Source organism: Thiomicrospira cyclica ALM1 (assembly GCF_000214825.1).
GTDB lineage: Bacteria > Pseudomonadota > Gammaproteobacteria > Thiomicrospirales > Thiomicrospiraceae > Thiomicrospira > Thiomicrospira cyclica.
In genome coordinates this window covers 1,422,304-1,444,800 of the sequence record NC_015581.1, presented here as the reverse complement: position 1 = coordinate 1,444,800, position 22,497 = coordinate 1,422,304, and the positions used below count along the sequence as shown (strand labels likewise).

The 22,497-nt window shown below is 46.9% G+C and carries 25 protein-coding genes; 12 read left to right on the top strand and 13 right to left on the bottom strand.

Annotated features, from left to right (window positions below):
- The first annotated feature begins 30 nt into the window (after window positions 1-30).
- The 4 genes from THICY_RS06425 to yaaA all read left to right on the top strand — a co-directional run bounded on the left by THICY_RS06425 (window position 31) and on the right by yaaA (window position 2,972).
- Entirely contained in the window at window positions 31-1,146 is a 1,116-nt protein-coding gene (locus THICY_RS06425; RefSeq protein ID WP_013835808.1) for an aminoglycoside phosphotransferase family protein, read from the top strand.
- On the top strand, window positions 1,134-1,820 hold the full coding sequence (locus THICY_RS06420; RefSeq protein WP_013835807.1) for a nucleotidyltransferase family protein: 687 nt from the start codon (window positions 1,134-1,136) through the stop codon (window positions 1,818-1,820). Before THICY_RS06425 ends, THICY_RS06420 begins: the two co-directional genes overlap by 13 nt.
- Before the next feature lie 105 nt (window positions 1,821-1,925).
- Window positions 1,926-2,192 (top strand): hypothetical protein, encoded by a 267-nt coding sequence (locus THICY_RS06415; protein WP_013835806.1) that lies wholly within the window; start codon window positions 1,926-1,928, stop codon window positions 2,190-2,192.
- A gap of 3 nt (window positions 2,193-2,195) precedes the next feature.
- On the top strand, window positions 2,196-2,972 hold the full coding sequence (gene yaaA, locus THICY_RS06410; protein WP_013835805.1) for a peroxide stress protein YaaA: 777 nt from the start codon (window positions 2,196-2,198) through the stop codon (window positions 2,970-2,972).
- Between the two features lie 20 nt (window positions 2,973-2,992).
- On the opposite strand, the gene hslO is transcribed toward yaaA, so the two are convergent.
- The 11 genes from hslO to THICY_RS06355 form a co-directional block, all read right to left on the bottom strand.
- Window positions 2,993-3,838 carry an Hsp33 family molecular chaperone HslO gene (gene hslO, locus THICY_RS06405; protein ID WP_013835804.1) on the bottom strand — a complete coding sequence of 282 codons (846 nt, stop codon included), beginning with the start codon at window positions 3,836-3,838 and terminating at the stop codon, window positions 2,993-2,995.
- A complete protein-coding gene (lipA, locus tag THICY_RS06400; protein WP_013835803.1) occupies window positions 3,838-4,827 on the bottom strand; it encodes a lipoyl synthase in 990 nt (329 codons plus the stop codon). The genes hslO and lipA overlap by 1 nt, the downstream gene beginning before the upstream one ends.
- Before the next feature lie 27 nt (window positions 4,828-4,854).
- Entirely contained in the window at window positions 4,855-5,520 is a 666-nt protein-coding gene (lipB, locus tag THICY_RS06395; protein ID WP_013835802.1) for a lipoyl(octanoyl) transferase LipB, read from the bottom strand.
- Window positions 5,508-5,804, bottom strand: coding sequence for a YbeD family protein (locus THICY_RS06390; RefSeq protein WP_013835801.1), 297 nt, complete (start codon window positions 5,802-5,804; stop codon window positions 5,508-5,510). Before THICY_RS06390 ends, lipB begins: the two co-directional genes overlap by 13 nt.
- A gap of 10 nt (window positions 5,805-5,814) precedes the next feature.
- A complete protein-coding gene (locus THICY_RS06385) occupies window positions 5,815-6,714 on the bottom strand; it encodes a D-amino acid aminotransferase (protein ID WP_013835800.1) in 900 nt (299 codons plus the stop codon).
- A complete protein-coding gene (locus THICY_RS06380) occupies window positions 6,714-7,886 on the bottom strand; it encodes a D-alanyl-D-alanine carboxypeptidase family protein (RefSeq protein WP_013835799.1) in 1,173 nt (390 codons plus the stop codon). Before THICY_RS06380 ends, THICY_RS06385 begins: the two co-directional genes overlap by 1 nt.
- Window positions 7,887-7,963: 77 nt before the next feature.
- Complete coding sequence (gene rodA, locus THICY_RS06375; protein ID WP_013835798.1) at window positions 7,964-9,118, bottom strand: rod shape-determining protein RodA; 1,155 nt, start codon at window positions 9,116-9,118, stop codon at window positions 7,964-7,966.
- Complete coding sequence (mrdA, locus tag THICY_RS06370; RefSeq protein WP_157862729.1) at window positions 9,115-10,953, bottom strand: penicillin-binding protein 2; 1,839 nt, start codon at window positions 10,951-10,953, stop codon at window positions 9,115-9,117. The genes rodA and mrdA overlap by 4 nt, the downstream gene beginning before the upstream one ends.
- Window positions 10,954-10,959: 6 nt before the next feature.
- The gene (gene mreD, locus THICY_RS08640) at window positions 10,960-11,463 is read right to left on the bottom strand and encodes a rod shape-determining protein MreD (RefSeq protein ID WP_013835796.1); all 504 of its coding nucleotides are present in this window, start codon (window positions 11,461-11,463) and stop codon (window positions 10,960-10,962) included.
- Complete coding sequence (gene mreC, locus THICY_RS06360) at window positions 11,460-12,248, bottom strand: rod shape-determining protein MreC (protein WP_281054520.1); 789 nt, start codon at window positions 12,246-12,248, stop codon at window positions 11,460-11,462. The genes mreD and mreC overlap by 4 nt, the downstream gene beginning before the upstream one ends.
- Before the next feature lie 78 nt (window positions 12,249-12,326).
- Window positions 12,327-13,367: a rod shape-determining protein gene (locus THICY_RS06355; RefSeq protein ID WP_013835794.1), complete on the bottom strand. Its 1,041-nt coding sequence runs from the start codon at window positions 13,365-13,367 to the stop codon at window positions 12,327-12,329.
- 182 nt (window positions 13,368-13,549) lie between these two features.
- Between THICY_RS06355 and gatC the strand changes: the two genes are divergently transcribed.
- The 4 genes from gatC to htpX all read left to right on the top strand — a co-directional run bounded on the left by gatC (window position 13,550) and on the right by htpX (window position 17,763).
- Entirely contained in the window at window positions 13,550-13,837 is a 288-nt protein-coding gene (gene gatC, locus THICY_RS06350) for an Asp-tRNA(Asn)/Glu-tRNA(Gln) amidotransferase subunit GatC (protein ID WP_013835793.1), read from the top strand.
- 29 nt (window positions 13,838-13,866) lie between these two features.
- Window positions 13,867-15,333: an Asp-tRNA(Asn)/Glu-tRNA(Gln) amidotransferase subunit GatA gene (gatA, locus tag THICY_RS06345; protein WP_013835792.1), complete on the top strand. Its 1,467-nt coding sequence runs from the start codon at window positions 13,867-13,869 to the stop codon at window positions 15,331-15,333.
- Entirely contained in the window at window positions 15,330-16,763 is a 1,434-nt protein-coding gene (gene gatB, locus THICY_RS06340; protein ID WP_013835791.1) for an Asp-tRNA(Asn)/Glu-tRNA(Gln) amidotransferase subunit GatB, read from the top strand. The genes gatA and gatB overlap by 4 nt, the downstream gene beginning before the upstream one ends.
- Window positions 16,764-16,863: 100 nt before the next feature.
- Window positions 16,864-17,763, top strand: coding sequence for a protease HtpX (gene htpX / locus THICY_RS06335; RefSeq protein ID WP_013835790.1), 900 nt, complete (start codon window positions 16,864-16,866; stop codon window positions 17,761-17,763).
- An 88-nt stretch (window positions 17,764-17,851) separates the two neighbouring features.
- Here htpX and THICY_RS06330 read toward each other — a convergent pair whose 3' ends face one another.
- The gene (locus tag THICY_RS06330; RefSeq protein WP_013835789.1) at window positions 17,852-18,268 is read right to left on the bottom strand and encodes a SufE family protein; all 417 of its coding nucleotides are present in this window, start codon (window positions 18,266-18,268) and stop codon (window positions 17,852-17,854) included.
- Window positions 18,269-18,416: 148 nt separating this feature from the next.
- On the opposite strand from THICY_RS06330, the gene pcnB reads away from it, so the two are divergent.
- Genes pcnB through panC form a run of 4 tightly spaced genes read left to right on the top strand, consistent with a single transcriptional unit; the run spans window position 18,417 to window position 22,027 of the window.
- The gene (gene pcnB / locus THICY_RS06325; protein WP_013835788.1) at window positions 18,417-19,826 is read left to right on the top strand and encodes a polynucleotide adenylyltransferase PcnB; all 1,410 of its coding nucleotides are present in this window, start codon (window positions 18,417-18,419) and stop codon (window positions 19,824-19,826) included.
- Window positions 19,819-20,367 carry a 2-amino-4-hydroxy-6-hydroxymethyldihydropteridine diphosphokinase gene (gene folK / locus THICY_RS06320; RefSeq protein ID WP_013835787.1) on the top strand — a complete coding sequence of 183 codons (549 nt, stop codon included), beginning with the start codon at window positions 19,819-19,821 and terminating at the stop codon, window positions 20,365-20,367. The genes pcnB and folK overlap by 8 nt, the downstream gene beginning before the upstream one ends.
- Window positions 20,364-21,155, top strand: a complete 792-nt coding sequence (gene panB / locus THICY_RS06315; protein WP_013835786.1) for a 3-methyl-2-oxobutanoate hydroxymethyltransferase — start codon at window positions 20,364-20,366, stop codon at window positions 21,153-21,155. Before folK ends, panB begins: the two co-directional genes overlap by 4 nt.
- Complete coding sequence (panC, locus tag THICY_RS06310) at window positions 21,155-22,027, top strand: pantoate--beta-alanine ligase (RefSeq protein WP_013835785.1); 873 nt, start codon at window positions 21,155-21,157, stop codon at window positions 22,025-22,027. The genes panB and panC overlap by 1 nt, the downstream gene beginning before the upstream one ends.
- Before the next feature lie 6 nt (window positions 22,028-22,033).
- On the opposite strand, the gene panD is transcribed toward panC, so the two are convergent.
- Entirely contained in the window at window positions 22,034-22,420 is a 387-nt protein-coding gene (panD, locus tag THICY_RS06305) for an aspartate 1-decarboxylase (RefSeq protein WP_013835784.1), read from the bottom strand.
- Window positions 22,421-22,497 lie beyond the last annotated feature (77 nt).

The following is a 22,497-nucleotide window of genomic DNA, read 5'->3' as shown; positions in this document are numbered from 1 at the left end:
AATGGGCGGTGTTCCGCAAAAGGATGCAAATTGCACGTAGATGATACGTTTGATCCGCGCTTGGCGGCTATCCAAGCTTGGTTAGGTAGCTTGCCTTTGCTCGCAAACCAGTCCTGGTTGCCGATTATGCCGGCTTCAGCGGATGCTAGTTTTCGGCGTTATTTTCGGCTGACGCGTACTGATTTTCAGCAATCCTATATTGTGATGGATGCCCCGCCGGCCTTAGAGGACATTCAACCCTTTGTAAATTGGGCGTCAGCGTTACACGCATTGAATTATGGGGTGCCTAAGATTCATGCGCAGGATGATCAGGCGGGGTTTTTATTATTAGATGATTTTGGTCAAACCACCTTTTGGCAGGTGGTGGCCAGTGAATCACAGCATCCCGCTATTGTCGATGTATGTTATCAACAAGCGCTATTGGATTTGGCGCAGATTCAATTAAACAGTTTTGAAATCGCTCAGCAGCAGTGGTTGCCATCTGGCTTATTAGCGCGTTATTCGGCTGAAAAACTGGCTGAGGAAATGGGTTTGTTCAGTGACTGGTTAGCGGCACAATTCGCGCAACATATATGGACGCCCGAGCAACAGCAAGCCTGGTTACGCATTTGCCAACAATTAATCAACCGAGCATTGGCGCAACCGCAGGTCTGGGTCCATCGTGACTACCATAGTCGCAACCTCATGGTGCTAGCGGCCAGTGAATTGACAGTAGATTCCACACCCTGCTTAGGCGTGCTGGATTTTCAGGATGCGGTGTTGGGGCCGATGACCTATGATGCGGTGTCCTTAATTCGCGATTGTTATATTGATTGGCCGCTAGCCCAGCAGCGGGCCTGGTTGCAGGGCTATTATCAGCGTTTATTGGCTAGTGAATTGGTGCAGGGCGGGCAGCTGCATTTGCCAGTGTGGTCAGAGTTTCAGCAGGATTTTGATTGGATGGGCGTGCAACGGCATCTAAAAGCGGCGGGGATTTTTGCGCGCTTGTATTTACGCGATGCCAAACCGAGTTATTTGGCGGCCATTCCACGAACCCTAACCTATATTTTGCAACAGGCGCAAACCTATCCTGAACTCGCCGATTTAACCGAGTTGGTTGCTCCTGTCTTGGCCTATTGTGAGGGATCTTCGCTATGCACGCGATGATTTTAGCCGCTGGGCGCGGTGAGCGGCTCCGCCCCGTAACCGACCAAATCCCCAAGCCCTTGGTGGAGGTCGGTGGGCAGAGCTTATTGTGGCGGCATTTGGTTGCGCTGGAATCAACACCGGTTATAAGCCTGGTGGTGAATGGTGCTTGGTTGGCGGATCAGGTGTTTGCTGAGGTTGCTCGTTATAAGCAAACGACAAAAGCCCACTTGCCTGTGAATTGGCAATGGCATCGTCAGCTTGAACCCGCGGGCGGATTAGAAACGGCAGGTGGGATTATCATGGCTTTGCCAAGATTGGGTAGAGAACCCTTTTGGGTGGTTAATGCCGATATTTTGACCGACTTTGACTGGTCAGCTATGCCTCAAACCCTGGGTGATGGGGTATTGGCCCATTTGGTATTGGTACCAACGCCGGCGTTTAAGAATCAGGGGGATTTTGGCTTGACGGCAGACGGTCGGGTGGACCCAGCGGGTGATTGGACCTTTAGTGGTATTAGTTTATTGTCGCCACAATTGTTTGAGGGTTTCGAGGTGGGACGACTGGCACTGGCGCCCCTATTACGTGCGGCGATGGCTAAGGGGCAGGTAACCGGACAGGTGTATTCAGGGTATTGGCAAGACGTGGGTACCCTTGGGCGTTTGCAGCAGGCTCGTCAGGATTTTGCGAGCTAAAAAACCAAGCTAACCCATGCCAAGTCATAGCCTGCTACATCCCAGAGTGCTATACTAAAAGTGTAAAGAATTTGACGATTTCCCCCTATGCTAAAGGAGCAGGATATGAGTAATAAACATGATGCGATGATTGCGAAAATTTTTGCCCACCCGATTGCGGCCAATATTGATTGGAAAAAGTTAACTCACGCACTAGAACATTATGGCGCGACCGTGGATATGTCGCATCATGGTCGTGCAAAAATTGTATTAGATGGCAACGAGTTGGTCATTCATAGCCCACACCATGGTCATGATATAGAAAACAAAGATGACATTATGGCATTGCGTCATTTTTTAACCGAGTTAGGTATCAAACCCGTTGAGGCTTAAGCTATGTTAATGTTAATTTCTCCGGCGAAAGCCCTTGACGAAACTCCACGGCCGCGCGATTTAGCGATCACCGAAGGGGCGTTTATGCCGCAGGCTCAGGCGTTAATGCAAGAGCTACAACCACTCGGTCCGGTTGAACTGAGTCAGCTGATGCACATTAGTGATGATTTGGCGGAATTGAACTATCAGCGCAACCAGGCCTGGTCACTGCCCCAAGCAGATGATGCGGCGGCCAAGCAGGCATTGTTAATGTTTAAAGGCGATGTGTACCAAGGGTTGGATGCGGCGAGTTTGACGGAACAGGGTTGGACTTATGCCCAGCAACATTTGCGGATTTTGTCGGGCTTATACGGTTTATTACGTCCAACCGATTTAATGTTGCCTTATCGTTTAGAAATGGGCACCAAGTTCAACAATAGTCGGGGTAAGGATTTGTATGCCTATTGGGGCGAACAGATTACCCATGCCGTGAATAACGCTTTGAGTCAGGCGCAAGGGCCCTTGGTGAATTTAGCGTCGAACGAATATTTCAAATCGGTAAAGCCAAAAAAACTCACCGCGCCGATTATTACGCCACAGTTTAAAGACTGGAAAAATGGTCAGTATAAGATGATTAGCTTTTATGCTAAAAAAGCGCGAGGCTTGATGGTGCGTTATGCGATTGATCATCAGTTAAAAGAGGTCGAGGGTTTAAAGCATTTCGATTATGCGGGCTATCAATTTGCGCCGGAACTTTCAACTGAGCAGGATTGGGTGTTTACCCGCCAGTTGGCAGAGTAAACTTATATGTGGCGTTTGGGCTAGGCAGGTTTAAATAGTTGATTAATGTCTTCGGCATTAAACCGTTCATAGCGATTACACATATCGTTATGTACTACGATTTCACCTTGTTCAGCCAAAATCGCACGGGCTTCTGATTCACCTAGCGCTTTGATCATGGTGGCGACCTGTTCGCGGTTACCGGGGCAGTGGTATTCCGGTTGGCGTGCAGGAAACAATTCGACCTGTTCCTCGTGGTACAAGCGTGTTAGCAGGGTTGCGCTATCTAGTTCCAGTAATTCTTCGGGTTTGACAGTAGCGGCGAGATGACTGACACGATCCCAAGCATCGGCATCATGGCCATCGGTTTCCGGCATTTTTTGTAAATAGAGGGCGCCAATTTTGGTTTCGCTGACTGCAATAAATAAACGCGATTCCAACTGCTCTGATTGGGTTAAAAAGCCTTGTAAATCGACCACCAGGTCATCCGATTCGCGCGCTACATAGGACTGATAGAAATGGTCGGTTTGGCGATTTTCCAAGGTGACGAGAATTTGGCCATCACCGAATAGGGCGTGGGCGCCGATTAAATCGGTGAGAGGAGCTTGGGTTTTCGCAACGCCACGTAAATACAGCTCATCATCAATATCGACCACCAGCAAATTTACTGGGCCTGAACCTTGCACTTGTAGGGTGAGGCGACCGGTGTATTTCATGCCATTTGCTAATAACACCGCAAAGGCGGTGAGCTCGCCAAACACTTGCTTTAGGTTAATGGGGTAGTGGCGGTCTTTTAATAGTGACTGCCAGGCCTGGTGCAGTTGCAGTACTTGACCACGTACGGCATGGTTTTTAAATAAAAAGCGTTGAATAGTGTCTTGAGCCATTAAAACTCACCTTTAGCTTGTAAATCGGCATGATAGGAACTGCGTACCATGGGTCCACTGGCGACATGGGTAAAGCCCAGTGCATAGGCATCTTGTTCGAGTTGCTTAAATTCATCCGGTGTCCAATAACGTTCTACCGCTAAATGGTGAGCGCTCGGTTGCAAGTATTGACCAACCGTAAGCATATCGACATCATGGGCGCGTAAATCCTTTAGAACTTGCAACATTTCGCCATAGCTTTCTCCCAAGCCGACCATTAAACCAGATTTGGTTTTTACGTGAGGATGCAACTGTTTGAAGCGTTGTAATAAATCGAGTGACGCTTGATAGTCTGCACCAGGCCTGGCTTGTTCGTACAAGCTGGGTACGGTTTCAAGATTATGATTGAGCACATCTGGTGGGCATTGAGCTAACAGATCCAGCGCGACTGTTAAACGACCACGAAAATCTGGTACTAGGGTTTCAATCTCAGTGTTTGGTGCCTGCTCCCGAATGGCCTGTACACAGGCTAAGAAATGGCGCGCCCCGCCATCACGTAAATCGTCGCGATCAACTGAGGTGATAACGACATACTTCAATTGCATGGCTTTAATGGTGGTCGCTAAATGCACCGGTTCTTGCCGATCTAGAGCTTTAGGGCGGCCGTGTTTGACATCGCAAAAGGGACATTTTCGGGTACAAATATCGCCCATAATCATAAAGGTGGCGGTGCCATGCCCGAAGCATTCTCCGAGGTTGGGGCAGGAGGCTTCTTCGCAAACGGTGTGTAATTGGTGCTCGCGTAGAATCTGTTTCAGTTCACTAATGCGGTGAATATCTTTGGCTTTGGGCAGCTTAGCACGAATCCAGCGCGGTTTGGCTAGGCGTTCGCGCTCAGGGTCAGGGCGATGCTTTAGGGCTTTGGTTTTATATTCGCCTTTGCTCATTGCTTGGTTGCGTGCTTTTAATCCGCCAATGGTATCGAGGGTGATTTCCTGATAATTTTGCATGATCTGATCCCTTAAGTTGAGGGGCTATTATAGCGAAGATGTGCCCTGTGCGTGTAGTGCCGCGACAAGATGTGTAACCAGGGCTTCGCCGACTTGGGCAAAATCCACATTAGGTCGATGCTCGCGTATCTGAGTCATTTGCATCCCCGCGAGGCCACATGGGGTGATGTATTGAAAGGGCGTTAAGTCCATCGCCACATTGAGCGCAAGACCATGGTAGCTGCATTGGCGTTTCACTTTTAAACCCAGTGAAGCGATTTTTTGACCGGCGACATAGAGTCCAGGCGCATCGGCACGTGCTTCGGCGGTTATGCCATAGTCGGCTAATAACTGGATGCCGGTTTTTTCGAGCAGACGAACCAATGCTTTCACGCCGAGTTTGCGACGTTTTAAGTCTAATAGGGGATAAACAATCCATTGACCTGGGCCGTGAAAGGTTATTTGACCGCCACGGTCGGTTTGAATCAACGGAATATTTCCGGCGAGGTTTTGGTCGTGTTTGGCATCGCCTTTTAAACCTTGGGTATAGACCGGTGGGTGTTCAACCAGCCAAATTTCATCGGGGGTGTCCGGATCACGTTGCTGGGTAAAGTCTTGCATTGCTTGATAGCAGACTTGGTAGTCTATCAACCCTAGGTGTTGAATTTGAATAGGCAGGTCTGCTGCCGTAGCGGATGGAGTTAGAGTGTCCAAAGTACGTCAGGATGGGCGTTCAGTTCACCATAGATGCCATGAATTTGTTTAATATGCGTGGCATAAATGGTGATTTTTACCGATACATACTTGCCATTTTTAGAGGCTTGTAAACGGACCGCTTCGCGTGAAACCTCAGGGGCATGCTTTTGGGTGGTTTGATAAACCAGCTCTACAAACTCCTCACAATGTTGTCCCATGGCTTTAAGTTCAAAATGGCACGGGAACTCAATAAGTGTGTCTGCTGTTGAGTTTGATGGTGTTGTTGTGTTGTCCTGGGCCATGCTTATCCTTTCAGTCCTGCCTAGTGTTTTGCCGGTAATCTTGCTTATATTCTCGTTTATAGTCTTGGTAAAGGTCAAACATTTTTGACCATAGCGGCCCTGCCTGGCCGTTGCCAACGGGCTGGTGATTTAATGTCACAATCGGGATGATTTCCTTGGTTGAACTGGCTAACCAAAGCTCATCAGCCGTGGCTAACTCAGATTCCTGAATGTCCCGCTCGACAAATCCTACATGGTGTCTGGTGCCGAGTTTTTCAACCACTTGGCGCGTAATACCGGGCAAGATAAACTCATTTAGCGGTGGCGTATGAATCGTGCCATCTTTAATCAAAAACATATTACTGGCACTGCCTTCTGTTACTAGGCCATTTTGGCGCACTAAAAGGGCATCTTGCGCTTGGGCGTTTTGTGCGGATTTTTTGGCAATAACATTAGCAAGAAGAGTAATCGCTTTAATATCACAATGCTGCCAGCGCAGATCGGGGTGGGTAATAGCTGCAATACCTCGACCTATGTTGGTTTTATTAATTGCGGGGAGCGGGTTGGTGTAGGCCAGAAGGGTGGGGGTTAAATGAGCTGCAGGCAAATGATCGCGGGGCGTCTGTACGCCACGGGTTATTTGTAAGTAGATAAATTGGTTGGGCCATGGGTGACGTTCGATCAGCTCATTGAGTAAGTCTAACCAGGCTTGCTGACTTAGTGGATTCGAAATCTGGGTTAAGGCCAAGGAGCGTTCAAGGCGCGCATAATGGGCGGGCCATTCGAAGAGTTGACGGTTATAAACCGGCACGACTTCATAAATGCCATCACCAAATAAAAAACCTCGGTCAAGGACCGAGATTTTGGTATCGAGCAAGGGTTGGAACTGGCCATCAAGATAGGCCCATTGGATATCCTTGTCGCCCATCATTAGCCACCGAAGCTAAACAGGTTTTTGAAGAACAGCTTAATGCTGTCAAGTAGACGTTTAAAAAACGAGCCTTTGTCAACAGATTCAAGGGCGACTATCGCCGGTTCAGCTAAAATTTCGTTATTGAAGCTAATTTGTAAGCTACCAATTGAATCGCCTGCAGCTATCGGTGCATTGAGTTTATTAGGAATCACTAACTCAATCGCTAGATTTTGGTATTGACCGCGGGGAATCGTGACATGGACGGCATCTTTAACACCTATGTTAATAAGGTCTTTTGCACCGCCAAAGACACGCGTTTCTTGTAGGCGCTGGTCAGTGCCATAAAGCTTGTGAGTTTCAAAGAAACGGAATGCATAGTTAATTAAACGTTGGCTTTCAGCAATGCGCTGATTAGCGCTATCAGTGCCAGCAATCACGCTAATAATCCGCATATCATCCCGTTTGGCTGAGCTTACTAAGCAGTAACCCGCTGAACTGGTGTGGCCCGTTTTTAAACCATCTACGGTGGCGTCTTGCCACAGCAGACGGTTACGGTTGAATTGGTTGATACCATTAAACGTAAAGCTGCGCTCTGAATACCAAGTGTAAAATTCTGGGAATTCGTTAATCAGTGCACGCGCAAGAATAGCGAGATCACGCGTTGTTGTTAGGTGCTCGGGATCTGGTAAGCCGGTCGCATTAAGGAAGTTGGTATTGTTCATGCCAAGTTTGGCGGCATACTGATTCATCAGCATCGCAAAATCTTCTTCGGTGCGAGCAATGTACTCGGCAAGCGCAACACTGGCATCATTACCGGATTGAATAACCATGCCACGAATTAAATCCTCAACCGAAACTTGCTTATCGACTTCAATGAACATTCTTGAGCCAGGCATACGCCAGGCTTTGTGGCTGATGGTGACCATGTCATCAAGCTGAATACGACCATTGCGAATTTCACTAAACACCACGTAACCGGTCATAATTTTGGTCAAACTGGCCGGCTCAATTTGCATGTCGGGCTCGTTACTGGTGATGATCGCACCACTGTCAAAATCCATCACAATGTGTGCAGTGCCTGCGACATTGGGTGGTGAGGGGATAATAAATGGTGTATTAGCCAATATTTTTGGTGCCAATAAGCTAAGGCTAACCAAAAGGCTGATAAGCAGGGTGCGACTTAGTTTCATAAAGCTAGACTCATAAATGAATTGAATAATTAATAGGTTAACTTACCATAAATTGGCCAAAATTTGGGTTTAAAAGCCTAGACATTTGCTTGATCTGTATTCGTTGATAAGAGCTTTTTATGGGTGTGAATAGACATCAAAATACCAAAACTAATTAATAGCGTCACCATCGAAGTTCCACCATAGCTCATTAAGGGTAATGGCAACCCCACTACAGGGAATAACCCGCTCACCATGCCTATGTTAACGAGGATGTAAACAAAAAATGTGAGGGTAAAACTCGCCGCAACGAGTTGAGTAAAGCGTTCTTGAGCTTGATACGCGATAACTAAGCCTCTAACTAATATAAATAAATAGACGAGTAGTAAACCAATAACCCCAATTAATCCAAACTCTTCAGCAAACACTGAAAAAATAAAATCGGTGGTGCTTTCGGGTAAAAATTCAAGATGCGCCTGGGTACTGCCTAAAAAACCTTTGCCGTCTATACCGCCAGAACCAATCGCTATTTTTGATTGAATAATATGGTATCCCGAACCGAGCGGATCTGATTCCGGATTTAAAAAGGTTAAGATGCGCTGTTGTTGGTAGGCATGCAGAAAATTCCAGGCAATAGGGGCGCTCGCTAAGATTGCGGCCAGTGCGCCAAGGATAAGTTTCCAGGGGAGTCCGGCGAGGAACACCACAAATAGACCGCTCATTGCTATTAGTAGCGAGGTACCGAGATCAGGCTGGAGAAAAATCATTCCGGCGGTTAAAGTCGTAAGCAAAATACCCAGCAGGAAACGAAATGGGTGAATGCGAAGGTCATGGCTAAAGAATAACCAAGCAATCATCATTGGTAAAACGATTTTCATCATTTCCGAAGGCTGGAAGCGAACAAATCCAAGATCTAACCAGCGTTGAGCACCCTTGCCCATATCGCCAGCTATTAAAACGGCTATTAGCATAATAAAACCGGCAAAAAAGAACCAAGGCGTTGCTATTTTGAGCCAAGCTGGGGGAATTTGCGCAAAAGCAATCATCAAAACTATGGCAATGCCCATTCTGATAGCATGGTTTTTGGCGACTTGTATATCAGCACCTGATGCGCTATAGATCGTCATTAAGCCAATCGTCATAAGAATCGCTAAACCAAATAGTAGCCAACCGTCAAGGTGTAGACGGGCTAACCAATTTCTGGGACGAACATAGGGTGAACCATTTTGTGATTGCCCAAACCGATCGATCATTGTAATTCCCGTTGATAATAATCAATTGCGCGAATGGCGATAGGCGCGGCAGTGCGACCACCGCCACCACCATTTTCAACTATGATGCTAATAGCAATATTAGGGTTATGGGCGGGAGCAAAGGCCACAAATAGTGCATGGTTATGCAGGTGTTGTTCGATCTCCTCTTCTCGGTACTCTTGATCATTTAAGCTAAAAACTTGTGCAGTGCCGGTTTTACCAGCGATTTTGTAGCCTTTAATATGACGCCCTGAGTTCCATGCTGTGCCGCGTGGGGTATGAACGGAGTCTATCATGCCGTCGATAACATACTCCCAATGTTGTCGATTCCTTATTGGTAGCTGGTGACTATTTTGCGCTAAAGCTTGATTAAAATGCGGTGGGATTACCTGGCCGCGGTTTGCAAGAATGCTCGTCGCTTGTGCTAATTGCAAGGGTGTAACTAGGTTATAGCCTTGACCGATCGATGAAATGATGGTTTCCCCACGGAACCAGGCCTGGCCATGGGTGGCTCTTTTCCAAGCTTGCGAGGGTAAAATACCAGCTTGTTCTCCAGGATGATCAACACCCGTTCGGGCACCAAATCCAAATGGTGCAAGAATATCGTGCAAGGTGTCAATGCCCATGTCCAAACTCATCTTATAGTAAAAGGTATCAACAGACTCAACAATGGAACGCTTTAAATCGGTCCAGCCGTGACCCTCGCGGCGCCAATTATGGTAGCGTCTGTCTTGAAACTCAAAATGCCCAGGATCAAAAATTCGCTCGGTTGTTGTTGTAAAACCCAGTTCCAAGGCGCCTAATGCTGTCATGGGTTTGGTGGTTGAGCCAGGTGGATATTGACCGCGGCTGGCACGGTTGATTAAAGGGCGTTCAGGGTCATTAAGCAATGCATTGTATTCACGGTGGCTAATGCCATCGACAAAGAGGTTGGCGTCATAGCTGGGTGTACTTACAAAGGCTAAAATCTGTCCCGTGCTCGGCTCTATTGCAACAACCGCCGCGCGCCTTCCAGCGAGTTCTTGCTCGATAAATTGCTGTAAACGAATATCAACCGAGAGGTGTAAGTCTTGCCCTGGCGTAGGTGGAATTTGTTCAAGGGTTCGAATGACGCGCCCTCGCGCATTAGTTTCAACACGTCTTAAGCCTGGCTGACCATGCAATATATCCTCATAAAATCGCTCAAGACCTGATTTGCCAATGATGTCTGTACCGCGGTAGCGTGCACGATCAATTCGGACCGTATCTTGCTCGCTGATTCGACCAACATAGCCGATGAGGTGCGCTGTGGAGGTGCCGAATGGGTATACCCTTTTTTGGCGTGCGGTTAATTGAATGCCTGGAAACTGATGGTTATGAGCGGCGAATCGAGCGGCTTGCTCGTCAGACAGGCTAATCGGGAAAATATGAGTTTGGTGCCAAGGAAGTCGTGTTATTCGTTGCGAAAACTGTTCTAGCCTTTCTTGGTCGATGTCAGGGAATAACTCTGTCAGCTTGATAATGCTTTCAGCTAAGTTAGGTATCCGTTCACGGGTAAAGCTTAATGAAAAAACAGAGCGGTTCTCTGCTAACAGCTGGCCATGGCGGTCGAATATTTTGCCACGCTCAGGTGGAATGATTTGTACCGAAATTCGGTTGCCTTCTGCTAAGCCAAGGTAGGTTTCATAATGATGAAATTGCAAATAAATCATGCGTGCAATGAGACCACTAAAGGCAAGTAGAACAATGACTAATGCGAAAATGAGCCGTTGCTTAAATGGCCAGCTTGCCGCTTTGGGCTTTGCTGTCCAGCCCATTTTGTGAGTTGTTGATGATTGTTTACGAAACCAAGCCATGATCGATTAACTTGTCGTATTCATGCGGGTTAGCCCGCGAAAGCTTCTCACAACGGGTATCCACAATAAGCCTGCTAATAGTGGCACAGACCAATAGCTCAATACGTCTTTATCGCTGAGATGTATAGGTGTAATCGAATAGTAAATGAGCTGATAAATAGCCATATATATCATGATAAAGAGTGCTTGTTGCCATATACGATAACTGCGGAAACGGAGTCGGATACGCAGCATTAGATACATGAAAACAACGAAGAGTAACGCATGCATGCCCAGCAAGGAATGATAGAGTCCATCGTAAAGAAGGCCAAGAATAAACACACTAAAAAGGTGAGGTCCATTAATAAAGTGTGTAGCCCAGAAAAATGCGACGATTAGTGCTAAAGGTGGTAAAAACAAAGGTGTGCTTAATTGGAGATTAATTGCATTTGCCGTTAGTGCGACAAAGTAGCTGAGTAGCCATAACCAAACAACCTTAGAAAATTCTAGTTCATTAAGGCGTTCAGTCATTGTGATGACCTTTCAATGATAAGTACTTCATAACTATTATGTAGATTAGCCACAGGATCAGCTGTGATTGTTAAGTAGCTTTCGCCAGGATAATGATCAACACTTACTACACGTGCTATTGGATAGCCGGAAGGAAATAGTTGCTCTAAGCCGGATGTTACCAGTATGTCATCTACTCTAACTGAGCTATTGGCGGACATAAAGTGGAGTTGAGTCATGCCTTGTCCCATGCCGGTTAGGATACCTCGAGCCCCCGTTCGTAAGTTGCGAACAGAAACCTGGTGGTTGGGGTCACTAATAAGTAATACGCGACTTTTAAAGGGCGTTACATGACTGATTTGGCCGACTACGCCATCAGCATCCACCACCGGTTGTTGTAATTTAACGCCGTCTAGAAGACCTTTGTTGAGGGTTTTATACTCGGTTAATGGTGTGATTGAAAACTGGATAACACTTGCAATTTGTAGGTCATAATGTCCCATGCGCCCCGTTGTGCCAAGTAATCGTTGTAGCCGCTCTAATTCGTGTTGGGTCGTGTCCAGTTGCGTTAATCGATTGCGTAGAATTAGGTTTTCCGAGCGAAGTTGCAATAGGTCATTGCGCAGTTCGGATTGTTCGCTACTGGTATTTAGATACCATGCGTGCAAACTGAAAGGTACACTGGCCACGCGCTCGACCGGCTCTAGCGCCGTAACCAGTATACTTCTTGCTTGGCCAGAGTATTGGCCATAATAATCAAAAACCATTAACAGCAGGCTTAGGATAAATACCACTAGGAAATGAATGGCGTCCTGTTGTGGGCTGGTCGCATTGAGGCTAATGGCTTGGCTCCTTTGGGCTGTTATCTAGAATCCGGGTTTATCTCAATCGGAAGAAAACACATCCATACCCTTGTCGTCCATCATCTCTAATGCTCGTCCACCACCTAGAGCAACGCAGGTTAACGGATCATCAGCAACGATAACAGCAACACCGGTTTCCTCGCTTAAACGAGTGCTTAGATTGCGCAACAAGGCACCACCGCCGGTTAATACAATTCCGTTTTGAGCTATATCAGAGCCGAGCTCTGGGGGTGTAAGCTCAAGCGCCGTTCTAACGGCGCCTACAATTGCGGCCAGAGGATCTTGCAAGGCTTCAAGGATTTCATTGGAGTTTAAGACAAAGCTTCGCGGCACGCCTTCTGCCAGATTGCGCCCACGGACTTCAATAGTCTTTGGCTCAGGTTCAAAGTATGCAGAACCAATGTTGTGCTTAATTTTTTCAGCACTGGCTTCACCAATCAGCATGCCATAATTGCGGCGAACAAATTTGATAATGGCTTCGTTGAAATGATCGCCACCGACCTTGACTGAGTCAGCATAGACAATGCCGTTTAATGAAATAGTGGCAACTTCAGTTGTGCCACCACCAATATCAACCACCATTGAGCCGCTCGCTTCACTAACAGGCATGCCTGCGCCGATGGCGGCAGCCATAGGTTCGTCAATTAAAAATACCTGGCGTGCACCAGCGCCGGCTGCTGATTCGCGAATCGCACGGCGTTCAACTTGCGTTGAGCCAGAGGGTACACAAACTAATACACGAGGACTAGGTTGAAAGAATTTGGCTTCGTGCACTTTACGAATAAAGGCTTGGAGCATTTTTTCGGTGATATAGAAGTCGGCAATTACGCCATCTTTTAGAGGGCGAATAGCATTAATGTTGCCAGGAGTGCGTCCTAGCATTATTTTAGCCTCATTGCCAACAGCAACGATTTGACGATTGCCACGGCCATTATCACGAATGGCCACCACGGAGGGTTCATTGAGCACAACCCCTTGACCGCGAACATAAATAAGTGTGTTTGCCGTACCTAAGTCGATGGATAAGTCGTTAGAAAATAAGCCGATAAGTTTTCGAAACATGCGTTGTCCTGATAGTTTTGTATTTTAATGAGACTAATTTTTGATATTGTAGCGCAAATTTTGATTTAGTATCAGAATAAAAGTATGTAGAAGTGCACTAATTTAGCCAGTAAATTGGCGCATGGCTTTTTCAATGTTAGAATCAGCTTTTTTAAATTTACTCAACTGGAATAGAACGCACTATGGCCTTATCTGAAGATGATGTCTTGAAGATTGCAAAATTGGCAGCAATTGACGTATCAACACAGGACTTAACCAAATTGTCAGCCAAGCTCTCTAATGTATTGGATTTGTTTGCACAACTCGAACAGGTTAACACCGATGGGGTAAAGCCTATGGCTCATCCGCTTGATCAGGTGCAGCGTTTGCGATTGGATCAGGCTGTTGAGGTGGTGGATTGTGAAAAGTATCAGGCCTTGGCACCAGCCTGTGAGCAAGGCTTGTATCTTGTGCCTAAAGTGATTGAATAAATACCGAATTAACTAAGAGAAATCCTTTAATGAATATGATGTCCTTAGCGGAGCTTAACCAGGCCTTACAAAGCAAGCAAATTTCGAGTGTTGAGCTTACCGAGTTTTTTTTAGCGCGTATCGCAGCACATGAGCCAGAGCTAAACAGCTTTATTACGACGACCCCTGAGCAGGCCTTGCGCATGGCACAGGCGGCTGACCAGCGTTTAGCAAAAGGTGATGCCCCCAATTTATGTGGTATTCCGATGGCGCACAAAGATATATTTTGTACCGATGGCGTCTTAACGACCTGTGGTTCTAAAATGTTGGCGAATTTTACCGCGCCATATGACGCTCATATCGTGAGTCAATTCAAAGCCTTAGATATGCCGGTATTGGGTAAAACGAATATGGATGAGTTTGCGATGGGCTCATCGAATGAGTCGAGTTTTTTTGGCGCGGTTAAAAACCCCTGGTCGCTTGACCGTGTGCCAGGTGGTTCGTCCGGTGGTTCCGCCGCGGCTGTTGCTGCCGGGTTAACGCCATTTGCCACCGGTTCGGATACGGGTGGCTCAATTCGTCAGCCAGCCAGCTTTTGTGGTATCAGTGGCTTGAAACCAACCTATGGACTCGCCTCACGTTTTGGCATGATTGCCTATGCCTCAAGTTTTGATCAGGCCGGCCCGATGGCGCAATCTGCTCAAGATTTAGCACTGACTTTAGATGTGATGCATAGTTTTGATTTGCGTGACTCTACCAGCTTAGATCAACCGAAACCCGATTATGTAGCCGCTTTGGCTCAGCCCTTAGCAGGCCTGCGTATTGGGGTGCCTACCAGCTACTTTGGTGAAGGTCTAGATGCTGACGTTAAAAAAGTCATCGAGACGGCCATTGCTGAGTATGAAAAACTGGGCGCGGAGCTCGTGGCGGTCGAATTGCCGAATCAAGCACACGCGGTGGCGGCCTATTATATTTTGGCACCAGCAGAGGCCTCATCGAATTTGTCGCGTTTTGATGGGGTCCGTTATGGTCACCGTTGTGAAGATCCGAAGGATTTGGCCGATCTCTATGGGCGTTCACGAGCCGAGGGCTTTGGTATTGAAGTACAAAAACGGATTATGCTCGGTGCCTATGCCTTATCGGCAGGTTATTATGATGCCTACTATTTGAAGGCGCAAAAGGTGCGTCGTTTGATTCAGCAAGATTTTTTATCTGCCTTTGAGCAATGCGATGTGATTATGGGGCCTGTTGCGCCTACTCCCGCATTTAAGTTGGGTGAAAAAAGTGATGATCCGTTAAGTATGTATTTGGCCGATTTATATACCATTCCAGTGAACTTAGCAGGGCTGCCGGCGATGTCGCTTCCGGCCGGTCAGGTTAAGGGTATGCCGGTTGGATTGCACCTAGTTGGCCCCTATTTTAGCGAAGCAAAATTATTGAATGTGGCGCACCAGTATCAGTTACATACCGATTGGCATCTACAACGCGCACCTATGGCACAAGGAGCAGCATTATGAATTGGGAAGTCGTAATTGGTCTTGAGATTCATGCGCAGCTGGCTTGTGAATCGAAAATATTTTCGAATGCGCCAACCGCTTATGGCGCCGAGCCTAATACTCAAGCCAATGTTGTTGACTTGGCGATACCTGGCGTGTTGCCAGTGCTGAATGCCCGCGCCGTTGAACTGGCGGTTCGTTTTGGCTTGGCGGTGGGCGCCGAGATTGGTCAAACTTCGGTGTTTGCACGTAAAAACTACTTTTATCCCGATTCGCCAAAAGCCTATCAAATTTCCCAGTTTGAACTGCCGATTGTCGGTAAAGGAGAAATCACGATTGAGGTGGATGGGCAGCAAAAAACCATTGGTATTACGCGTGCACATTTAGAAGAAGATGCCGGCAAGTCGTTGCATGAGGATTTTCAGGGCCTAACTGGGATTGACTTAAACCGTGCCGGCACGCCCTTGCTGGAGATCGTATCAGAGCCGGATATGCGCTCGGCTGCGGAAGCAGTGGCCTATGCCAAGGCCATTCATGAGCTGGTGCAGTTTTTAGAAATTGGTGATGGCAATATGCAAGAAGGCTCGTTCCGAGTGGATGTCAATGTGTCATTACGCCAACCCGGCGAAGCCTTTGGTACCCGCACCGAGTTAAAAAATATCAACTCGTTTAAATTTATTGAAAAAGCCCTAGCTTATGAAATTGACCGCCATATCGAAATTTTAGAAGCGGGTGGTGAGATTGTCCAAGAAACCCGTCTTTATGACCCAGAGCGTGATGAAACTCGTTCTATGCGTTCAAAAGAAGAAGCAAACGATTACCGTTATTTCCCAGATCCGGATTTGCTACCGGTTGTGGTTAGTGATGAGCAGTTGGCGGCGATTAAGGCCGCATTACCCGAATTACCAGGACAAATGCGGGTGCGTTTTGAACAGGATTATGGTTTGTCGGCCTATGATGCCCAGCTCCTCACCGCATCAGCCGCTAACGCGCGTTATTTTGATGCGTTGGTCGCACAACTCGGTGCCGAGCAAGCCAAACTGGCCGCTAACTGGATGAATGGAGAGTTAGCAAAATCCCTCAATAAAGCGGATTTGAGTTTAGAGGAGTCACCGATTGCCGCCGATGCCTTAGCAGGCCTGCTAATCCGTATTGTTGATAATACGGTTTCAGGTAAGTTAGCCAAACAGGTGTTTGAAGCCATGTGGGCTGGAGAAGGTTCTGCGGATCAAATCATTGATGCCAAAGGTTTAAAGCAAATTACCGATAGTGGTGCGATTGAGAAAATTGTTGATGAGGTGTTGGCAGCGAATGCCAAACAGGTTGAGGCTTATAAAGGCGGCCAAGAAAAAATGTTTGGCTTCTTTGTTGGTCAGGTGATGAAGTTGTCAAAAGGGCAGGCAAATCCAGCGCAAGTGAATGATTTGTTGCAAGAAAAATTAAAAAACTAAGTTTTTTAATTGATGAGCATCATCATGACTTGAAACCTCATAAAAAAAGCTTATATTAACAGTGATAAATTTTAACCTTCTCAATTAAGGAGAAACAAAAATGAAACGAATTGGTTTGTTTTTATTAACCAACATCGCGGTCATTGCAATAGCATCGATCGTATTGAGCTTGTTGGGTGTCGGTTCGACCCTGCAGGCAAACGGCGTTGACTTGGCGTTGGGCAACCTGCTTATTTTTGCAGCGGTATTTGGTTTTGCTGGCTCATTTGTGTCTTTGGCCCTATCAAAATTTATGGCCAAAAAGATGACCGGTGCTCAGGTGATTGAAAATCCCCGCAATGCCGATGAGCAGTGGTTGGTTGATACGGTGCGTCGTCAAGCTGAAAAAGCAGGGATTGGGATGCCGGAAGTCGCTATCTACAACGCGCCGGATCCAAATGCTTTTGCCACTGGCATGAGTAAGAATAAGGCGTTGGTCGCGGTATCTACTGGTCTATTGCGCAATATGACGCGTAATGAAGTCGAAGCCGTCTTGGGTCATGAGGTAGCACATATTGCTAATGGTGACATGATCACCATGGCGTTGGTGCAGGGTGTTGTTAACACTTTTGTTATCTTCTTTGCACGTATTGCCGGTCATTTCGTTGATCGTGTTATTCTTAAGAATGAGTCAGGTCATGGCATTGGCTATTTTGTTGCATCGTTTATCTTTGAAATTATCTTTGGGATTCTGGCAAGTATTATCACCATGTGGTTCTCGCGTCGTCGTGAATTCCACGCAGACAATGGCGGCGCTTACTTAGCCGGTAAAGAAAATATGATTGCTGCTTTACGTCGTTTGCAGATGATGCAACCAGGCGAGTTGCCAGATCAAATGGCCGCGTTTGGTATTTCGAATCGTCCAAGCAAGTTGGGTGCCCTGTTTATGTCGCATCCCCCACTCGAAGATCGTATTGCCGCTTTAGAAGCAACACTTCAAGAAGAGTTAAAAATTGCTTAATAGCTAAGTTAGTAAGTCTTTAACAAAAACCCGGCATCAGCCGGGTTTTTTATGACCGAAAACGCTGTTCTTTATCTTTATGTGATAGTTAGATACGCTCTTGCGCTTCAGCTTGAATACGTTTAATCATATGATAAAGCCCGGTTGAACGGTTTGGGGAAAGGTGTTGGAGTAAACCGCTGGTCGCTAAGAAATCGAGTGGTGTGTTAATGATTTGTTCTGGCGTGTGATCATGATAGACCCGAAGTAATATTGCGATTAATCCTGAAACAATCGCGGCATCACTGGTTGCCTGAAGCTGTAATTTGCCGTCTTGCTCATTAATGGCAATCCAAACTTGCGATTGGCAGCCATGAATTCGGTTTTCTTCGGTTTTGAGTTCTTCTGGAAAGGGCGTTAGTTGTTTGCCAAGGTCAATGATGTATTTATACTTGTCCTTCCAATTACTAAAATAATTAAGCCGATTTACGAGGTCTTGTTGTTGCGTATCAAGTGACTGAGCCACAGGTATCTCCCATTAAATAGTTCAAATGTTAGCCGATTCTATAGGCTAGGCGCAACCTTATCCAAAGTTTTAAAACCAATATCATAATTATTGGCTAATTGCTCAGCAACCTTGCTAAAATACGACTTTATTTTGTAATGAATTCACCATGATTAAACGAATTTTTAATGCAATTTCGCGCCGATTAGCTGGAATTGCACCTGCACAGACACGCTCAGTCGATGGCTCGGAGACAGCTGGTACATCGGTAAAGTCTTATTCCGGGTATCAGCAAGGCATTCATCATCGGCTTATTGATAAAGCTGCGCTTGATACTGTATTCAGTTTAAAACGGGCGGGCTATGAAGCGTATCTTGTTGGCGGTGCCGTGCGAGACCTGATGCTTGGCATTGAGCCTAAAGATTTTGACATTGCCACGAACGCATCACCGGATCAAGTAAAACAGGTGTTTCGTCATCGATGTCAATTAATTGGTCGACGTTTTCGTTTGGCTCATATCCGTTATGGTCGCTTAATTATTGAGGTTGCAACCTTTCGTGGCGATCAAGAGAATGGTCATCCGGCGCGTCAAGTTGATGACTCAGGTCGTTTACTACGTGACAATGTTTACGGGTCCATGGATGAAGATGTATGGCGTCGCGATTTTACAATAAACGCGCTCTATTATGACCCAAAGCGGGATGTGGTTATTGACTACGTTGCTGGACGTGAAGACCTTTATGCGGGGCAGATTGTATTAATTGGGGATCCTTGGGTACGCTATAGGGAAGATCCTGTGCGGATGATTCGTGCGGTTCGTTTTGCCGCCAAGTTGGGTTTTAAATTAGCCCCAAGTGCCGAAAAACCCATTGGTGAGCTGGGCGTGCTGCTAAAGGAAGTATCAAATGCGCGGATGTTTGATGAAGTCTTAAAGCTTTTTCATAGTGGTTCAGCAATTTTGGTGTTTGAAAAACTGCGCCACTATGATTTATTTAAGCACCTGTTTCCATTAACGGATGCGATTTTAGCCAGCGAGAAGGAGCAGTTTCCACGCCAGCTGGTAATAGAAGCTCTTCAGAGTACCGATCGCCGCATTGCGGAAGATAAGCCGGTTAATCCGGCCTTTTTGTTTGCAGCTATGCTTTGGGAGCCTATGATGCAGGCGCGTCATGACTATTTACGAGAGGGTTTATCACCTCAAGATGCGTTTTTTGCCGCCGCGGGTGATGTATTGCATGTTCAGTGTGCGCATACCTCGATACCGAAACGTTTTACCGCGCAGGTTCGGGATATTTGGAATCTTCAATTTAGGTTGCATAAGCGATTTGGTGACCGAGCAGCGGTGCTAAGAGCTCATCCACGCTTTAGAGCGGCTTATGATTTTATTGGTATACGTTTGGCGGCAGGTGAAACGGAGCTTGAAGATCTATTCGACTGGTGGACGCAATACCAAGAAAAAGATTCCTTGGAGCAGGTGCGTTTTGCTAATCAGATGATTCGCGATATAAAACCAGTGCGGAGCAAGCGTTCTAATCGAAATTTTTATCGTAAGAAATCGTCGCAGTCGACAAATGATTAGTCATCCGCCTTCACACGCAATGATAGAGCCATCGTCTTGGGCTCAAGTCTATATAGGCTTAGGCAGTAACCTAGGTGACTCTCAACAGCTATTAGAGCAGGCTTGTGCCCAGATTTCTCTGTGGCCAAGTGTCAAGGAGTTACGCGTGTCTAAGTGGTACCGGTCAAGACCGCAAGGTCCGCAAGATCAACCAGATTTTGTCAATGGCGCCTGTGGTTTTTTGACTTGCTTAGCACCAGAGGCGTTATTGGATCAATTGCAGGCTTTAGAATTAGCGATGGGGAGAGTCAAACAACGTCATTGGGGCGAGCGACTGATTGATTTAGATATTATTTGTTATGCACAAACGCTACTGCAAACTGAACGATTGACACTACCTCATCCGATGGCAGCTCAGCGTGATTTTGTATTAGTGCCCTTATTAGATTTGGCACCAGGTCTGGTTCTGCCAGGTTATGGTGCGATTGAAGATTGTTTAGCAATGTTACCGGATAGTTTTTTATATGCATCCGATGTTTCCAAGCACAAGGTAATGGCATGAAGAAAACCCTCAAGCATCTTTATAAATTAGCGGCCAATAAACAACCGATTGCTTGTGTCACAGCCTATGATGCCGCATTTGCTCATTGGGCTAACGAGGCAGGTATGGATGTGATATTGGTGGGTGATTCGTTGGGCATGGTGGTGCAGGGTCACGCTACTACATTGCCGGTCACACTGGAGGATATGGTGTATCACACCCAACTGGTACAGCGCGGTAATCAGCAGGCCTGGTGCGTGGCCGATCTGCCGTTTATGGCTGATAAGAGTTTAGACAGTGTATTGGATGGTGCCGCGCAATTATTGAAAGTGGGCCATGCGGATATGGTTAAGCTGGAGGGCGGTCAGCGTATTTTGCCGTTTGTAAAAGCCTTAGCTGAGCGCGGTGTGCCTGTGTGTGGTCACTTGGGCCTGTTACCTCAGTCAGTTTTGAAAAAAGGCTATCAGGTGCAGGGTACTAATCCTGAACAAGCGGCACAATTGTTAGCCGATGCCAAAGCGCTGGTAGCGGCCGGCATTGATTTATTAGTGCTTGAATGTGTCCCTAGCGATCTTGCTCGGCAAATTACGGCGGCCCTACCGATACCGGTCATTGGTATTGGTGCCGGGAGTGCGGTTAGCGGGCAGGTGTTGGTGAGTTATGATGTACTCGGCTTAACACCGGGGCACACGCCTAAATTTAGTGAAAACTTCTTAACAGGACGTGATTCGATTCAAGCAGCTTTTGCCGCCTATGTGTCCGCGGTGAAACAGGGTCATTTCCCCACAGCAGCGCATGAGGTTGGTTAATGGAGCTGGTGCATGATATTGCGTCCTTGCGAGCTCAGCTTGCGCGTTGGCAGCAGGCGGGCAAGCGATGGGGGTTGATTCCCACCATGGGAAACTTGCATGCCGGGCATCTGAGTCTGGTTCGTCTTGCACAAGCGGAAGTTGATTGCGTGGTCGTGAGTATTTTTGTTAACCCGCTCCAGTTTGGTGAAGATGAAGATTTTGCTCAATATCCCCGAACATTAGCCGCCGACTGCGATGCTTTGCGGAGACTAGGCTGTGACCTAGTGTTTTGTCCAGATGTCAGTGAGTTGTATCCTGCGCAGGGGCGGCAAACGCGCTTGCAAGCCGATCCTCAGCTAGCCTCACGTTTTGAGGGGGCGCTGCGCCCAGGTCATTTTGACGGGGTTGTCACCGTCGTTGCAAAATTGTTTAATCTGGTGCAGCCGCATTTAGCCGTATTTGGTCAAAAAGATTACCAGCAGTTGTGTGTGATTCAGGCGATGGTTGCCGATTTAAACTGGCCTATTGAGCTACTTAGGGGACCGATTGCGCGTGATACGGATGGGCTTGCTTTAAGTTCTCGTAATCAATACTTGGATGCTAGACAGCGCAAGATTGCACCGCAACTGTACCAGGTTCTGCAAGATTTGGCACACAATCTTACTCAGCCCCTTCAGCCCCTTACCGACGCATCTCCGGCGCTTTGTTGGCAGCAATTGCAAGCAGACGCGACGGAAAAGCTACTGGCGCTTGGTTTTGATGCCGTGGACTATATTGCTTGGGTTGATCAAGAGCGTTTAACCGAGGTGACGGTGGCAGAGCAGCCTAGTGTGCTTTTGGTGGTCGCGCGTTTAGGGACCACCCGTTTATTGGATAATCTTGAACTGTAACTGCGATTAAACGGCGGTTTTTAGCGGCGCAATCGTATTGCGTGTATGCGTAATTTTGTTATCAGCATCAACATAAACCAGCATAGGTTTGTAGCTGTCCGCTTCTGCTTCACTCATTTGTGCATAAGTTGCAATAATTAATAAATCACCAGGCGCGGCTTTGTGAGCTGCAGCGCCATTCACTGAAATCCTACCAGAGTTTGCTTCTGCGGTGATTGCATAGGTGGTGAAACGCTCGCCATTTCGAACGTTATAGATTTGGATTTGTTCGTACTCTCGAATACCTGCCGCAGTTAATAAGGCGGCATCAATTGCGCAAGAGCCTTCATAATCTAGTTCGGCGTGTGTTGTTGTCACACGGTGAATCTTTGATTTTAAAAGTTGGATTTGCATAGTGTTATGTGCCTGCCTACAAAAAGGGTCAAAAGTAAATCGGCGCCCATTATACCCAAAAGGATGCCAATTACCAA

Bases quoted from the DNA above. Each gene is read 5' to 3' on its own strand.
- folK (WP_013835787.1), top strand. From the start codon at position 19,819: ATGATTAGTCATCCGCCTTCACACGCAATGATAGAGCCATCGTCTTGG.
- panC (WP_013835785.1), top strand. From the start codon at position 21,155: ATGGAGCTGGTGCATGATATTGCGTCCTTGCGAGCTCAGCTTGCGCGT.
- mrdA (WP_157862729.1), bottom strand. From the start codon at position 10,953: ATGGCTTGGTTTCGTAAACAATCATCAACAACTCACAAAATGGGCTGG.
- lipA (WP_013835803.1), bottom strand. From the start codon at position 4,827: ATGCAAAATTATCAGGAAATCACCCTCGATACCATTGGCGGATTAAAA.
- hslO (WP_013835804.1), bottom strand. From the start codon at position 3,838: ATGGCTCAAGACACTATTCAACGCTTTTTATTTAAAAACCATGCCGTA.
- THICY_RS06355 (WP_013835794.1), bottom strand. From the start codon at position 13,367: ATGTTTCGAAAACTTATCGGCTTATTTTCTAACGACTTATCCATCGAC.
- THICY_RS06415 (WP_013835806.1), top strand. From the start codon at position 1,926: ATGAGTAATAAACATGATGCGATGATTGCGAAAATTTTTGCCCACCCG.
- mreD (WP_013835796.1), bottom strand. From the start codon at position 11,463: ATGACTGAACGCCTTAATGAACTAGAATTTTCTAAGGTTGTTTGGTTA.
- rodA (WP_013835798.1), bottom strand. From the start codon at position 9,118: ATGATCGATCGGTTTGGGCAATCACAAAATGGTTCACCCTATGTTCGT.
- THICY_RS06385 (WP_013835800.1), bottom strand. From the start codon at position 6,714: ATGATGGGCGACAAGGATATCCAATGGGCCTATCTTGATGGCCAGTTC.
- gatA (WP_013835792.1), top strand. From the start codon at position 13,867: ATGAATATGATGTCCTTAGCGGAGCTTAACCAGGCCTTACAAAGCAAG.
- yaaA (WP_013835805.1), top strand. From the start codon at position 2,196: ATGTTAATGTTAATTTCTCCGGCGAAAGCCCTTGACGAAACTCCACGG.
- pcnB (WP_013835788.1), top strand. From the start codon at position 18,417: ATGATTAAACGAATTTTTAATGCAATTTCGCGCCGATTAGCTGGAATT.
- gatB (WP_013835791.1), top strand. From the start codon at position 15,330: ATGAATTGGGAAGTCGTAATTGGTCTTGAGATTCATGCGCAGCTGGCT.
- gatC (WP_013835793.1), top strand. From the start codon at position 13,550: ATGGCCTTATCTGAAGATGATGTCTTGAAGATTGCAAAATTGGCAGCA.
- htpX (WP_013835790.1), top strand. From the start codon at position 16,864: ATGAAACGAATTGGTTTGTTTTTATTAACCAACATCGCGGTCATTGCA.
- THICY_RS06420 (WP_013835807.1), top strand. From the start codon at position 1,134: ATGCACGCGATGATTTTAGCCGCTGGGCGCGGTGAGCGGCTCCGCCCC.
- panD (WP_013835784.1), bottom strand. From the start codon at position 22,420: ATGCAAATCCAACTTTTAAAATCAAAGATTCACCGTGTGACAACAACA.
- THICY_RS06390 (WP_013835801.1), bottom strand. From the start codon at position 5,804: ATGGCCCAGGACAACACAACAACACCATCAAACTCAACAGCAGACACA.
- THICY_RS06380 (WP_013835799.1), bottom strand. From the start codon at position 7,886: ATGAAACTAAGTCGCACCCTGCTTATCAGCCTTTTGGTTAGCCTTAGC.
- panB (WP_013835786.1), top strand. From the start codon at position 20,364: ATGAAGAAAACCCTCAAGCATCTTTATAAATTAGCGGCCAATAAACAA.